The sequence below is a fragment of the Saccharopolyspora phatthalungensis genome (assembly GCF_014203395.1).
Taxonomy (GTDB): Bacteria; Actinomycetota; Actinomycetes; order Mycobacteriales; family Pseudonocardiaceae; genus Saccharopolyspora; species Saccharopolyspora phatthalungensis.
The window spans coordinates 54,444-68,753 of sequence record NZ_JACHIW010000002.1 but is presented as its reverse complement, the minus strand read 5'-3'; the positions used below and the strand labels follow the sequence as shown (position 1 = coordinate 68,753).

The following is a 14,310-nucleotide window of genomic DNA, read 5'->3' as shown; positions in this document are numbered from 1 at the left end:
ACCTCAGCGGCCGTCGGATTCGGTGAACGCCTTGGCGCATTGCAGGGTCGTCGTGCTGTTGCGGCCCAGGGCTTTCCGGATGAAGGTGCGCGCGGTCGCCAGCGTCGCGTCCTGCCCCAACACCTTGGTCACCGCCAGCGGCTCGATCACCACGGTGTGCTCCGCCGTGACGACGACTCCGCCGGCGGTCTGCGCCAGCGACCACGAACCGGTGTGCGCGCGCATCAGCTCCGGCGTCTCGATCTGCTTGTAGACGATGCGGTTCGTTGGGAAGCACACTCGCACCGAGCGCGTGGTGTGCGTCGACCCATCCGCCGTCGTCGTGTCCATTTCCATGACCTGCAAGCCGGGCTCCGGTTCGGTGAGATCCAGGCGGCCCACGTGCGGGATGCGCTCCGGCCACTTCTCGGCCTCGTCCAGGTAGGCGAAGACCGCCTCGGCTGGCGCGCCGATGTGCACCGAGTCGGCGAACGACATCGTCAGCTCGTCCTGCAGTTCCCAGTTCTCCGCCAGCCGCTTCATCGCCGCCAGCTCGGCGGTGCTATTGCGGTCCACCGCCGTGCGGAACCACTCCACGTCCTCCGGCCGGTCGCCGGCGACGCTGAAATCGTGGTCGAGCACCGCCCTGGTCTCCTGGTCGGAGATCCGCTCCAACCGCCACTGCCCGCCCATCGAGGCCAGCGGCGCCGGCGAGGACAGCTGCCGGAAGACGATCTTCAGTTCGTCGGGGTCCTTGACGCGCTCGGAAGTCCAGGTCCGAACCGAGTCGTTGGCCGTCGCCCACAGCCGCAGCGTTTCGCGGTCGCCGTGGTCGGCCTCCCGTTCCACGTGCACGGTCGGGCCGAGCAGCACCGGCCACCGCGTGGCGTCGGCGATCAGGGCATAGAGGACGTCCGCGGCCGCCGCGACGACGGTGGTGTGCTGCTGGTGGTGGGTGGTCGGTTTCGCCGATTCCGTCACGTTGCCGCCTTTCTCGCGGTCTAGGCTCTGTTTATAAGCGGCGTAAGCCGCTTGCGGTGTGGGACTCAGCTCGCACCGTGGCGGGTTCTCAGGCGTCGCCTGGCGGGACAGCCCCAGCACCGTGTATTGGGCATACATAAGTCGGGGATCCCGGAGACCAGGCGGCGACGGTAACTCCCGCAGGGGGGCCGCTACCCGCACCGCCACGCAAACCGCTTTTGAAATACTCTCTAGTGGGGTCAGTAGTTGCCGAGCCCGCCGCAGACGTTCAGCGCCTGGGCCGTGATGGGTGCCGCGACCGGCGTCACGAGGTAGCCGACCAGCCCCGCCACTTCCTCCGGTGTCGTGTAGCGGCCGAGCGGGATCTTGGCGTTGAACCGGGCCAGCACGTCTTCCACGTCAGTGCTCCACACCGCGGCGTAGCCCTGCCGGATGCGGGCGGCCATCGGGGTTTCCACGTAGCCGGGGCACACCGCGTTCACGGTGATCCCGGTCTTCGCCAGTTCCAGCCCCAGTGCCTTCGTGAACCCGACGACGCCGTGCTTCGACGCGGAGTACGGTGCGCCGAGCACGACGCCCTGCTTGCCGCCCGTGGAGGCGATGTTGATGATCCGGCCGGTGCCCCGGTCGAGCATCCCTCCCTTGGTGAGCGCCTCCTTGGTGACCAGGAAGACGCTGTTGAGGTTGGTGTTGATGACATCCAGCCAGAGCTCGTCGGGGATCTCCGCGGTCACCCCGCCACCGCTGCGGCCGGCGTTGTTGACCAGGATGTCGATCGGGCCGTACCGATCGACCGCCGCGGCCACCAGGTCGCCAATGTCCGATGTGGACCGCACATCGCACCGGGCGCCGTCGACCTCGCGGCCCTGCGCCCGCAGTTCCTCGACGGTGGCGTCGACCGCGGCCTTGTCGCGGGCGCAGAAGAAAACCCGGCAGCCCTGGTCGGTCAGCGTCCGGGTGACGGCGAGCCCGATCCCGCTCGTCGCGCCGGTCACGAGTGCTACCTGTCCACTGGTCATGTCGCGTTCACCACTCATCCCATCCGTTCGGATCCGCCGACCCGGCGGCGGATCAGGCTGCTCGACCAGCCTGCCCCGCCGCGCTTGGACTGACCTTGAGCCGCGGCATAGCAGCCGCACAGGCCCTTCGCGCGCACTCAGCCGCAGTTCAAGGCGGCGTTGTCAGCCTGGAGACGTAACGAGATCAGCGAGGAGGCATCGCATGACAGCATCGGCTCATACCGGCGGAGCGGTCACGGCCGACCACGACCTGCGGTCCGAACTGACCGAGTTCTACGCCCGCCAGATGCAAGCGCTCGACGCGGGCCAGGCGGAGCAGTGGGCGGCGACGTTCACCGAAGACGGCGTGTTCGCGGCGAACGCGTACCCGCAGCCCACTGTCGGGCGCGCCGCCATCACCGAGGCGGTCAAGGCGGCGGCGGCTCAGCTGGCGGCGGACCAGGTGGTGCACCGGCACTGGCTCGGCATGCTGGCGGTGTACCCGGTCGACGAACACACCGTCCGGACCCGGTTCTACGCCCTGGTCATCCAAACGCCGAAGAACGGCGTGGCGGCTATTCACCGCAGCACGATCGCCGAGGACGAGCTGGTACGCGGCGGCGACGGCTGGCAGGTCCGTCGCCGCGACGTCACCAGGGACGACCTCTGATCTCAGCTGCCTGGGGCTACGCGCGACGCGCGGTAGCCCCAGGCAGCGGTCGTCTGTAGCCGTGGCAACAGCGCCTCGGCGTTGCCGTGCTCGATTCCCGCACGGTCCACATCGGACATCGGATGCGCGTCGAGGAAGCCCGTGTAGTACGGGATCTCCTGGTCCGCGAACGGCCAGTCGGTGCCGAAAAGCACGTGCCCCGGTTCGGCGAAGGCCAGCAGGCTGGGCAGGCTGACCGGGCTCGATGTGAGCGCGGTGTCGAAGTAGAAACCGCGCAACCGCGCCACCACCTCCGCAGTGGTCAAATCGCCCCAGGTCCCGGGCGCGGTGGCCAGCCGGTGCGCCGCGAACGGCAGGAAGCCGCCGCCGTGCGACAGGATGATCTTGAGGTTCGGGAACCGCTCGGTGCGCCCGGTGCGCACCAGGTCGATCGCGGTGCGCACGGTGTCCAGCAGGTAGTCCGCCACGTAGGACGGGATGCCCGGCGCCGGTGGCACGCCGACCGCGGTGGGATGGGTGAAGACGACCGCCGCCCGCCGGTCCAGCTCGGCGAAGACCTCCTCGAAGTCCGGGTCGCCGAGATACCGCCCGTAGGCGTTGGTGGGCACCAGCACCCCGTCCGCGCCGAACTCGTCGTAAGCCACCTCGATCTCCGCCAGCGTCCCGGCCACGTCCGGCAGCGGCAGATTCGCGAAGAACCCGAAGCGATCCGGCCGGTCCCGCACGATCTCCGCGGTGAATTCGTTGATCCGGCGGGCCTGCGGCGCCAGCTCATGCTCGGCCGGCCAGCGCCCGAGCGTCGGCGTCGACAGCACGGCGGTGCGGATGGCGAACTCGTCCAGCTTCCGCAGGGTGTCGCCGAGGCTCCACGGCACCGGGCGCGCGGTGTGCAGTCCGCGCTCGATGAGCCATTGCCGGTAGTGCGGGGGCACGACGTGGTGGTGGGTGTCCACCCGCCCCGCGATTTCGGTCGTCTCGCCCATTCAGCTCACCTCGTCCAGTTTCCGGTTGACGGTGGCGACGAACTCCCCCGGCGTATCGAGCTCGCCGACGACGTCGTCGGGCAGGTCCACACCGAACTCGCGTTTGATCACGCTCGCGGTCTCCAGGAGCGCCAACGAGTCGTATCCGAGGTCGCCGAACGAAAGCAGCGCGATCTCCACGCCGGCTTCGACGGGCTCGCCCTCCCCCGCGCAGGCACGCAGGACCCTAATCAGATCCTCGATGGTGAAATTGGCCATGAACTCCTCCTCCCAGCAATTCGACGATCAACCAGTCCGGTCGACGGTCCGCAGCACCACGGCGGAGTTGAATCCGCCGTAACCGCGGGCCAGCACCAGGACCGAACGCAACTTCGCCGCTCGCGCGGCGCCCAGCACCAGGTCGAGCTGTCCGGCAACGGCCGGGCGCTCGGTGCCGATCGTCGGCGGCAGCACGCCGTCGCGCATGCTCAGCAAGGCGGCGGCGACGTCCAGCGGCGCACCGCCGGAATACAGCCGCCCGGTCATCGTTTTCGGCGCCGTGACCGGCACGCCGCCCGCCCCGAACACCGAACTGATCGCGGCGGCCTCACTGCGGTCCAACTCGGGTACTCCGGCGGCATCGGCGAACACCGCGTCGATCTCCGCCGGGCCCAGCCCGGCGTCCTCTAGCGCGAGCAAGATTGCGCGCCGCAACGCGGATTCTCGGCCGGACCTCGGCGGTGGGTCGAAAGTCGCCGCATATCCGGCGAGTTCGCCGTAGACGCGCGGTGCCCCACGCGCGGCCGCCGACTCGGCGTCCTCCAGCACCAGGATCGCCCCGCCTTCCCCCGGCACGTGCCCGGCGGCCGCCGCGTCGAAAGGCAGATAGGCCCGCGCGGGGTCCTCGGCGGTGCTCAATCGACCGGATGGCAGCTGTGCCACCAAACCCCAAGGGCACAGGCAGGAATCCACGCCGCCGCTGACGATCAGCCTGGTGCCGCGCCGGATCCGCCGACGCGCGTGCCCCAACGCGTCGAGTCCACCGGCCTGTTCGGCCACCAGCACGCCGCTGGGGCCGCGCATCCCGTGCCGGATCGAGATCTGTCCGGTGTTCACCGCGTAGAACCACGCGAACGACTGGTAGGCACTGACGTGCTCCGGCCCGCTGCCCCACAACCGCTCAAGCTCGCGCTGGCCGAACTCGAAACCTCCCGACGCGCTCGCGGTCACCACGCCCATGTCGAATTCCCCCAACGATTCGGCGGTGACCGCCGAATCGCGCAGCGCCCAGGCCGCGGTCACCAGCGCCAGCCGGGTCATGTGGTCGGTCTGCGGAAGCAGTCGGCTCGGCAGGTGCTCGGCCGGGTCGAACCCGGGCACCTCGCCGGCGAGCCGCACCGGATACCCGGCCGGATCGAACCGGGTGATCAGGCCGATGCCGCTGGTCCCGGTGCGGGTGGCGGACCAGTATTCGTCGGTGCCCAGCCCGTTGGGCGCCGCCGCGCTCAGGCCGGTGATCACCACTGCGCCGGTCACCGGAGGGCCCGGTCCGGTCGGCGCAGCACCATCGCGCTCTGGAAGCCGCCGAATCCGCTGCCGACGCTCAACGCGACGTCCACCCGGTGCTCGCGCGCCTGCCGTGGCACGTAGTCCAGATCGCATTCCGGATCCGGGTGGTACAGGTTGGCCGTCGGCGGCACCACGCTGTGCTCGATGGACAGCGCGCACGCGGCGATCTCGATCGCCCCGATGGCGCCCAGCGAATGCGCGATCATCGATTTGATCGAGCTCATCGGGACTTTGCGGGCGTGCTCGCCCAGGCTTGCCTTGATCGCCGCTGTCTCGTGCCGGTCGTTCTGCTTGGTGCCCGAACCGTGCGCGTTGACATAGTCCACGGCGGTCGGATCGAGGCGCGCCTCGTCCAGGGCCGAGCGGACCGCCTCGGCCATTTCCCGGCCGTCGCTGCGCAGCCCGGTCATGTGAAAGGCGTTGCAGCGCGAGGCGAATCCGGCGATCTCGGCGTAGATGTGCGCGCCGCGGCGGCGGGCGCTTTCCAGTTCTTCCAACACGAACACCGCCGCGCCTTCGCCGAGCACGAACCCGTTGCGGGTCCGGTCGAACGGGCGGGAGGCGTGTTCCGGGTCATCGTTGCGCGGCGAGGTCGCCTTGATCGCGTCGAAGCAGGCGACCGTGATGGGCGAGATCGGCGCGTCGGTAGCGCCGGCGACCATGACCTCGGCGCTGCCGTCGCGGATGAGGTCCACGGCGTAGCCGACCGCATCCAGCCCGGAGGTGCAGCCGGCCGACACGACCCCGGCGGGCCCTTCGGCACCGACCGCCCAGGCCACCTCCCGGGCCAGCGAACTGGGCACCAGGTAGTCGTAAAGCGCGGGCACCGCGTAGTCGGGATCCACCAGCCAGCCGCGTCCGCCGTCGCTGACCACCGAGTACTCCCGCTCCAGGCTCATGGTGCAGCCGACGGCGCTGCCGATGCTCACCCCGCAGTGGGCGGCCGGGACCGACTCCGGCTCCAGCCCGCTGTCGGCCACCGCCTCCCGCGCGCTCACGACGGCGAACTGCGCCGCCCGGTCCATCCGGCGGACCTCCTGCGGCGACAGACCGTGCTCGGCCGGGTCGAAGTCGCACTCCGCGGCGATCCGGGACCGGAACGGCGTCGGGTCGAAGAACGAGATCTGCCTGGTGGCGGTGCGGCCGCTGGTGATGAAGGCCCAGAATGCCTTGGTGCCGATACCGCCCGGCGCCACGACGCCGACGCCGGTGATCACGACACGCCGGTTCCTCACGCTACTGCTCGACATGGCACGCAGGCCCCTCCCTGGTGACGGCGGTCGGCGGCGGCACCGGTTGGTGCGCGGTTTCCCGCGCCGCCGCAGAACTCCACGCCGCCAAGCGTGCATTGGTGCGGTTGAGCGGACCTTGGAAGAGCATTGGGCGGGGTGTGATGTCGATCGGCGCGCGTCAGAAGTCCACTGTGGACAGCTTCAGGCGGGGCCCGGGCAAAGCCGTTTCACGAGCTCGTGCAGCGTTTGCAGCTCGGCGGCGGAGAGATTGGCGAGCACCTCGGGCGGGCGGTAGACGTGTTCGAGCAGCTTGGTCCGGAGCTTGACGCCGCGCTCGCTGAGCACCACGACCTTGACCCGGCGATCGGACTCGTGGGCCCGCCGCTCCACGAGGTTGCGTGTCTCCAGCCGGTTCACGACCCAGGTGACGGTGGAGGCGTCGCACCGCCACTTCTCGGCCAGGTCACGCATCCGGTCGGCCCGGCCGGGCTCCAGCGCGATCAGCGTCTTGAGATCGCCCGGCGTGACGTCCAGCTCGGCAGCGGCTTCCAGGTGGCTCTCGTGCTCGGCCATGAAGAGGCCGTAGAGCGCCTGCCAGATGTCAGCCCTCAGCCGTTCGGTCCGGTTGCCGCCGCGCTCTGCCATTGTCCCAGGATACGTCGGGTTCGGACGATCCGAAAAAGTTGGAGCGGCAAAATAGTTTGATCGCTCCAAGTTTGTGCTACGGTGGGTGCAGATCCCAACAACGCATGCCTTCAGGAGGTTCATGTCATGACCATCCTCGTCACCGGAGCCACCGGCCGGGTCGGCAGTCGGTTCGTACCCCGCCTGCTCCGCCAGGGCCGCCCGGTCCGAGTGTTGGCCCGCGACGCCGGCCGCGCGGAAGGTTTGGCCAAACTGGGGGCCGAGGTCGCCATCGGCGACCTCACCGACCGCAGCGACCTGGACACCGCGCTCAACGGTGCCAAGGCCGTGGTACATCTGGGCGCGGCGTTCCGCGGCGTCTCCGACGAAGAGGCCGTCGCGACCAACCACACCGCCACCGTCGAGCTCGCCAAGGCGGCCCTGCAGGCCGGTGTCGAGCGCTTCGTCTACGCCAGCACGTCGCTCGTCTACGGCGCCGGGCCAGGCCGGCCTGCGCGGGAATCCGACGAGATGAGCCCGCCGCAGGGCTTCGGCGCCTACCCGATCAGCAAGGCAGACGGCGAGAAGGCACTGCTGGATCTGCACCGCACCGACGGGCTGCCGCTGCGCGTGGCACGGCTGGCGTTCGTCTACGGCGACGGCGACCCGCACCTGTCGGAATCCCTGATCTGGGCCACCGAATGGCCGCTGCACAAGCGGTTCCACCTGGTGCACCACGCCGACGTCAGCCAGGCCCTGATCCGGCTCACCTGGGCGGCCGGCGTGGACGGCGAGGTGTTCAACGTCGCGGACGACTCGGCGGTCACCGCGCTGGAGTTGCTGGACATCAACGGGCAACCGGCCAGCCCGGACGCCGCGGACCGACCGCTGGACAACCCCTGGGGCGATGTCCTCGACTCCGGCAAGATCCGGCGCGAGCTCGGATTCCGGCCGATCTACCCGACCGTCTACACGGCACGCGACGCCGGGGCGCTCTGACCGCCTTCCATTGGGGAACCCATGGACCAGCAACGCACTTCCAGCGCTTCCGCGACCTCGGCCACCGAACTGACCTCGCTCGACTTCGAGGCGATTTACCAAGGCCGGTCGCCGCTCGAACAATTGATCGGCGAACTCACGCCGTGGGACATCGCCGGACCACAGCCGGTCGTCGTCGACTGGGAACGCTCCGGGCGGATCTCGGGTGCCGTTCTCGACGCGGGCTGCGGCTTGGGGGACAACGCTTTCTTCTTGGCCGATCGCGGCTACCGCGTCACCGGGTTCGACGGATCACCGACCGCGATCCGGCGGGCACGCGAGTGCGCCCGGGCACGCGGCGCGGCGGTCGAGTTCCGCGAGGCCGATGCGACGAACCTGACCGGCCTCGCGGGGCGGTTCGACACGGTGGTGGACAGCGCGCTCTACCACTGCCTTGAGTACGACCAGCGTCTTCGCTACCTCGCCGAGTTGCACGGCGTCTGTGCTCCCGGGGGGCGGCTCTTGCTGGTCTGCTTCTCCGACCGGATGACCGACGCGTTCTCGGCGCTGAACAATATCGGCGAGGACGAACTGCGCGGCTCGATGGCCGCGCACTGGCGGATCACCGACCTGCGCCGCACCGGTTACGCCACCTCGCTCACCCGTCAAGACCTCGAACGCTGCGCGGCGGCCTTCGGCTTCACCGAGCCCGCCGAGCTGATCGAGACCTTCGACGTGGATGAACAAGGGCGTTTTCTGGCACCCGCGTGGGCTGTCGAAGCCGAGCGCCGATCGACGTGATGATCGGGGCCGGCAAGCATCCGGTGCACCACCAGAACGGTGGTGCACCGGAATCGCGCTTGTCATCCGGTCGTCGGTTGTGCCAAGGCGAGCATCAACTCGTCCGTCGACCACGGTTTCCCGTTACCCGGCGGCGAATCCAGCGTCGGGTCGGAGTTCAGGATCGCGTGTTGCAGCCGGATCAGGGTCAGGCTGGGCTCCAATCCCAATTGCTCCACCAGCGAATGCCGGAGTTCCTGGTAGACCGACAGCGCCTTCCAACGCTGCCCGGAGCGGTAGAGCGCGAGCATGAACTTGGCGGCGAGGTTCTCGTTGAACGGCCGATCGGCGGTCAGCGCGGTGAGTTCGGTCAGCAGCGCGTGGTGCCGGCCGAGCCGCAGATCCGCCTCGACCCGCTGTTCCAGCACGCTCATCCGGCACTGCTCCATGGCCGTGACGTGCGTGCTGAGCAGCGGCCCGTGCGGCACGTCGACGAGAGCTGGGCCGCGCCACAGGTCGAGCGCCTCGCGCAACTGGCGCGCCGCACCCTCGTCGTCCCCATCGGCGAGCGCCTGGGCACCCAGTCTGGCACTGGCCATGAACCGCTGGAGGTCCAATGATTCGTTCGGGATCCGCAGCACGTAACCGTTGTGTTCGGTGGACAGGATCCGCTTGGCATCGGCCGGCACCGTCAGGTTCGCGGCGGTCGCGAGCAGCTTCCGGAGTTGTACGACGTAGGACTGGATGGTCGTCACGGCGCTCACCGGAGGCGCTTCGTCCCATACCTCCGCGATGAGCTCGTGCATCGATACGATCGTGTTCGCCCTAATCGTCAACAACGCCAGGATTTGCTTCGGCTTCGCCGCCTTCAGCACGGGACTAGCGAATTCAGACGTCAACACCAATGGCCCGAGCACACTGAACTGCATCAGTCCTCCAGGACATGCATTCGTAGAATCAAAGCGCAGAGAACCGAACAGAATCATTACACCAGAAATGAATCCCCCAGCAGGATTCCCCCAGACGTGCCCCCACGGCAACGACAGCGTCACCGACGCAAGCCCGTAGTGTGTGACCCCATTCGCTGTCGAGGCTAGACTTTTGCACCCCGAGCGTCAAGCATCGCCGACTCGGCCCCGCGAACAGACATCGCACGACGTACCGAACAACGGTGGAATCCGTCAAGCTGCATTCGCCGTAGCTAGCCGGGATAATGGGAGTAAGCCGTACCTGGCGCGCCTGTGCCGGATTTTTCCGGAAAAGCGTGAGGACCGATCAGAATAGCGGTCAACTCCGCACCCTCGACGAAGCCTGGCCGAGACACCGACTCGGTGTCTCGGCCAGGCGTCCGCATTTCTGCCAGGCCGGATCGAACACAGTCAACGGACCGGCCGCCGGCCCAGCGATTCACTCTCCCGCAGGCCGGATCGACTGGCTGTGACGAAAGACACCACGCGGATCCCATTCACGCTTGATCCGCTGCAACCGCGGGTAGTTGCCCTTGTAGTACAGGTCGTGCCAGGGCACCGTCGACCGGTTGAACACCGGATCACCGAGGTCGTCGTCCGGGTAATTGACGTAACAGCCACCGGTGACCGCGTTGGGCACCGGTACTCCGCCGGTGTCGGCATAGGTCTTGTGGTAACTCTTCCGGATCCAGCCCAGGTACTTCGCGTCATCGGCCGGATCGGTCCACATCACCTGCCAGAGCAGCTTGAACGCCGAGTCGCGGTGCGCCGACGCGGTGGCGTTCTCGGGCACCGCGTTGACCTGGCCACCGAAGGAGCTGACCGTCACCGATGCCGAAGGGTTGTTGATGTCCGGGCTGTTCAAGTGTTCGTACAGGGCCGCCACATGGCCGTCCGTGAAGTTGTCCCGCATGTAGCTGGACTTGTAGTCGGCGCGCAACGTCGGATCGTTGAGGAACGAGCTGGCCGTGCCGAGGTATCGGGTGGCCTCCAGCCACGGTAGTTCGCGCGGGGTCGCGAACTGCGGCATCGCGGTGTGCTCGCCCATGTCGGTGGTGATCGCGCCGTGCTCGACCTGGATTCCTGCATTGATCGCGGTCAGGTAGTCCCGCAGGATCCCCTCGGCGTTGGGCGCCGAGGCGTCTACCTGCGTGACCAACCCGATCTGGCCATTGGAGACGTGGTTGAGCAACATCGTGCTGCACAACGCCCGATTCGGGTTCTCCGGCGCGCTGTTGGCGACGTGCCAGGCACCGTAGTTCTTGATCAGTTTCGCGAACTCCTCCCGGCTGAGTTCGTTCCAGGGCCAGGCGATTCCGCTGAGCAGCACCGTTTTCGGCGGCTTCGGCAACAGCGCGGCCGGCGTGCGGCCGGTGGCGCCCGGCGAGCGGAACCAGAACCGCGTCACCACACCGAAGTTGCCGCCGCCGCCTCCGGTGTGGGCCCACCAGAGCTCGCGGTTGGGGTCGTCCGGCTCCCGAGTGGCGACCACGGAGCGAGCGCGGCCGGCCGCGTCGACCACGACCACCTCCACGGCGTAGAGGTGGTCGACGACCAGGCCGAACTGGCGGCAGAGCATGCCCCAGCCGCCCCCGGTGACATGCCCGCCGACCCCGACGGAATAGCAGATCCCGGCCGGGATCGTCACGCCCCAGACCTTGTACAACCGCTCGTACACGCTGTAAAGCGTCGCGCCGGACTCCACCGCCACGGCCCGCCGGACGGCGTCGTAGTACACCCCGTTCAGCCGGGACACGTCGATGACGACCTGGACATCCGGGTGGTAGACGAAGTCCTCCAGGCAGTGCCCGCCGCTGCGCACGCTGAGGCGCTTGCCGGCGTGGACCGCGTCCTGCACGGCGCGCACGACCTGCTCGGTCGAGTCGACCAGGCGCACTTCCTCCGGGTGCCCGATGTAGCGCTGGTTCAGCCCCCTGACCAGGTCGGGGTACTGCTGTTGGGCCGGCGTGACCGTGACCGGGCCGAACGCGGGGTTACCGACCCCGGCGAACGTACCGGCGGCCTCGATCCAGCCCGTCAAGGATTCCGCGTCATCCGCGTTGCCGCCATTGGCAGCCCTCGCGTAAGGAATCTGCGGCCCCGACCCTGGTTCGATTTGCGTCATTCGAGAAATCCTCCGGATCAATGTGGAAAACGACAATTTTCGAGCGCCGGTGACCAACCGCGGCCAGCACTCGATGACCTCTCGGTAGCACGGAGCACACCGGAGTTCGTCAACTGGCTTATTCCAATTTGTCGGCGCGTCGGACCACGCGTGTCAGCAGAAGCGAGCCATCCCCCCGGATACCTCGGCGACTTCTTCGTCGCCGCATAAATCGGACAACAATGCCGCGGTCAAAATCCAAGTTACCACAAACGGAGGACACGCCAGGGCGACTCAGCATTACCCGCCGGTCCATTTTCCAGACCATTCCACGGCTGAATCTTCCGCCAATCCGGCACCACGGCGACGCCACACATGGGAGAATGCCGCCCGCCCGTCGGGCGAGTTCGCGCGGGGACTTCGGAGCCGTCCACGGGTGGTCGCCGACAATCCTCGTCAAAGCGGGCCGGAGCAGCACGCCGATGACGTCCGGCATCCGATCCGGACAAATCCCGCCGGTTCGGCCGGGAGCCGCCACCCGAGGGCCGCACGCCCGGGCGGCCATGCAAGACCATGTCCACAGTGGATTCTTAACGCCGCTGAACCCCGGTCGACTTCGGCATAAAGACCAAGGCCGTGAAGTTAGGGGCTGGGTGATGTTGTCAAGTCCTCGGTGAGGAGGTTTATGTCGAGGGTGGCTTTGTAGCTGGTTCTGTCGATGCGCAGGCTTTGGTGTGCGTAGCGGGAGAGTGGGCGTTTGACCGCGCGGGGGCTGACTCGCAGGCGGCGTGGGGGCAGCAGGTTGTCCAGGACGTGGCCTCCGATGGTGCCCACGAGATCGATCACGGTGCCGGTGATGACATTGGCGGCCTGGACGAGTTGGTCGCGGGCGGTGTGCAGAGCGGTGGTGAAGCTGGCCCGGTCGGGATCGACCCCGGCCGCCTCGGCGGCGTCGGTGATCGCGATCCGCAGGACCTGGTAAACGGTGAGCAGGGCATAGATCTCCTGGGCGATGCCGTCGGGAGTCTGGCTGCGCAGCACGCGGCTGCCCAGGATGGTGGATTTCAGTTCCAGGTAGGCGGTTTCGATCTCCCACCGCTGGTGGTAGAGGATGATGATCTCGCCGGCGGGGTAACGGCGGTGATCGCAGAGGGTGGTGGCCAGCCGGTAGATCTCGCTGCGGCGCCCGGCGGTGGTGGCGATGGTGATCTCGCAGGTGATGACGCGGACCTTCAGGCCGCCGAGTACCGAGAGGAACGACCCGTCCGGGTAGCGCTGCAGGACCGGGGTTTTCCGGTTGCGTTTGAGCCGCACCAGCACGTGCGCGCCGGTACCGGTGATCGCCGCCAGCAGCCTCTGGCAGCCGAACATCCGGTCGCCCAGTACCAGCATCCCGGTGCCCATGCTGGGCACCAGTTGCCGGGCCAGGGTGGTCTCGCCCTGGCTGCGGGGCCCGAAGACCGCATCGAGGATCGTGCGTGTCCCGCAGGCCACCAGCGCGGCCACCCGCACGTGCGGATAGCCCGCCTTACGGTGCGTGCCGCCGTGTTTGCCCAGCCAACCGGTGTTGGCGGGGGTGTCGGGCACGTCCATTGTGGTGCCATCGATCGCGGTCACCAGCAGGTTGCGCCACCGGGTGCCGGCGGTGCGGGGCCCTGCCGCGGGGCCCCGCAGCAGGTCGAACAACGCCTTCAACGGCGCCACACCAAGGCGTTGACGGGCAAGCCTGATCGCGGTCGCGCTCGGACGCGGCACCCTCAGCCCGTCGAGCCCGGCGACCAGTCTGGCCCACACACCCCGAAATCCCAGACCTTCGAACAATCCCGCCGCCAGCAGCAGGTACACCACGACCCGCGACGGGAGTTTGCGCACCCGCGCCTGGACCCGCCCGCAGCCGGCCAGCACGTCATCGACCATCTCAAACGGCACGATCCGGGTCAGCTCGCCCAGATGGCCGGGCGCGAACACACCCCCGGCGACCCGGACCTCGCGGGTCATGACAGACTCAGAAACCAACGGAGCTCCCGTTATCAGGTGATCTTGGTCGACACCGTTCTAACAGGAGCTCCGTTCCTCATATCCAGGCCACCCCACACAACATCCCGCGCCCCCTTGACACCAGGCCAAACCCCTTAACTTCACGGCCTTGGCATAAAGACCGCCTCGGCGTCCATATCGGACGGAATGGCGACGTTTCCCGGGCACCCGGGGCGCCGGGCCGATTGGAGCAAAACTTAAGCGAAGTACGCGGTGTTACATCAAAATTTCCGGATTCGCATGCGATAATAAGTGAAAGTGTGCAGCGGGACCGGAAATCGGCGATCTATGACCGAGAGTCGGCCTCCGGCGGGCAGCTCAGCGTGAGCAGCCCGCGCCAGCAGGCGCACCGGCGCATTCGGACCTCTCTCGTCACCGGACGTAAGGTATTACACCCGAATGCGCTGCACGTCGCTGGGCCGGTCAAG

General features: G+C 68.1%; 13 protein-coding genes. 3 read left to right on the top strand and 10 right to left on the bottom strand.

The window, feature by feature from the left end; translation table 11 throughout:
* Positions 1-3 precede the first annotated feature (3 nt).
* Together BJ970_RS27200 and BJ970_RS27195 are read right to left on the bottom strand one after the other, a co-directional pair.
* Positions 4-960 carry an aromatase/cyclase gene (locus BJ970_RS27200; protein ID WP_312864485.1) on the bottom strand — a complete coding sequence of 319 codons (957 nt, stop codon included), beginning with the start codon at positions 958-960 and terminating at the stop codon, positions 4-6.
* 239 nt (positions 961-1,199) lie between these two features.
* Positions 1,200-1,979 carry an SDR family NAD(P)-dependent oxidoreductase gene (locus BJ970_RS27195; RefSeq protein WP_184729554.1) on the bottom strand — a complete coding sequence of 260 codons (780 nt, stop codon included), beginning with the start codon at positions 1,977-1,979 and terminating at the stop codon, positions 1,200-1,202.
* Positions 1,980-2,181: 202 nt separating this feature from the next.
* Here BJ970_RS27195 and BJ970_RS27190 point away from each other — a divergent pair, with 202 nt between their 5' ends.
* Positions 2,182-2,628, top strand: coding sequence for a nuclear transport factor 2 family protein (locus BJ970_RS27190; RefSeq protein WP_184729552.1), 447 nt, complete (start codon positions 2,182-2,184; stop codon positions 2,626-2,628).
* Positions 2,629-2,630: 2 nt separating this feature from the next.
* On the opposite strand, the gene BJ970_RS27185 is transcribed toward BJ970_RS27190, so the two are convergent.
* From BJ970_RS27185 to BJ970_RS27165, 5 genes are all read right to left on the bottom strand, one after another.
* Positions 2,631-3,611 carry an amidohydrolase family protein gene (locus BJ970_RS27185; RefSeq protein WP_184729550.1) on the bottom strand — a complete coding sequence of 327 codons (981 nt, stop codon included), beginning with the start codon at positions 3,609-3,611 and terminating at the stop codon, positions 2,631-2,633.
* A complete protein-coding gene (locus tag BJ970_RS27180) occupies positions 3,612-3,869 on the bottom strand; it encodes an acyl carrier protein (protein WP_184729548.1) in 258 nt (85 codons plus the stop codon).
* 27 nt (positions 3,870-3,896) lie between these two features.
* Positions 3,897-5,126 (bottom strand): ketosynthase chain-length factor, encoded by a 1,230-nt coding sequence (locus BJ970_RS27175; RefSeq protein ID WP_184729546.1) that lies wholly within the window; start codon positions 5,124-5,126, stop codon positions 3,897-3,899.
* Positions 5,123-6,409, bottom strand: coding sequence for a beta-ketoacyl-[acyl-carrier-protein] synthase family protein (locus BJ970_RS27170; RefSeq protein ID WP_184729544.1), 1,287 nt, complete (start codon positions 6,407-6,409; stop codon positions 5,123-5,125). Before BJ970_RS27170 ends, BJ970_RS27175 begins: the two co-directional genes overlap by 4 nt.
* 183 nt (positions 6,410-6,592) lie before the next feature.
* A complete protein-coding gene (locus tag BJ970_RS27165) occupies positions 6,593-7,036 on the bottom strand; it encodes a MarR family winged helix-turn-helix transcriptional regulator (RefSeq protein WP_184729542.1) in 444 nt (147 codons plus the stop codon).
* Positions 7,037-7,162: 126 nt separating this feature from the next.
* Between BJ970_RS27165 and BJ970_RS27160 the strand changes: the two genes are divergently transcribed.
* Both BJ970_RS27160 and BJ970_RS27155 read left to right on the top strand, forming a co-directional pair.
* Positions 7,163-8,014, top strand: coding sequence for an NAD-dependent epimerase/dehydratase family protein (locus BJ970_RS27160; RefSeq protein WP_184729540.1), 852 nt, complete (start codon positions 7,163-7,165; stop codon positions 8,012-8,014).
* Between the two features lie 21 nt (positions 8,015-8,035).
* On the top strand, positions 8,036-8,794 hold the full coding sequence (locus BJ970_RS27155) for a class I SAM-dependent methyltransferase (RefSeq protein WP_184729538.1): 759 nt from the start codon (positions 8,036-8,038) through the stop codon (positions 8,792-8,794).
* Positions 8,795-8,856: 62 nt separating this feature from the next.
* On the opposite strand, the gene BJ970_RS27150 is transcribed toward BJ970_RS27155, so the two are convergent.
* The 3 genes from BJ970_RS27150 to BJ970_RS27140 form a co-directional block, all read right to left on the bottom strand.
* Entirely contained in the window at positions 8,857-9,702 is an 846-nt protein-coding gene (locus BJ970_RS27150) for an AfsR/SARP family transcriptional regulator (protein WP_184729536.1), read from the bottom strand.
* A gap of 478 nt (positions 9,703-10,180) precedes the next feature.
* Positions 10,181-11,866 (bottom strand): FAD-binding oxidoreductase, encoded by a 1,686-nt coding sequence (locus BJ970_RS27145; RefSeq protein WP_184729534.1) that lies wholly within the window; start codon positions 11,864-11,866, stop codon positions 10,181-10,183.
* Positions 11,867-12,487: 621 nt separating this feature from the next.
* Entirely contained in the window at positions 12,488-13,861 is a 1,374-nt protein-coding gene (locus BJ970_RS27140; RefSeq protein ID WP_221468278.1) for an IS4 family transposase, read from the bottom strand.
* Positions 13,862-14,310 lie beyond the last annotated feature (449 nt).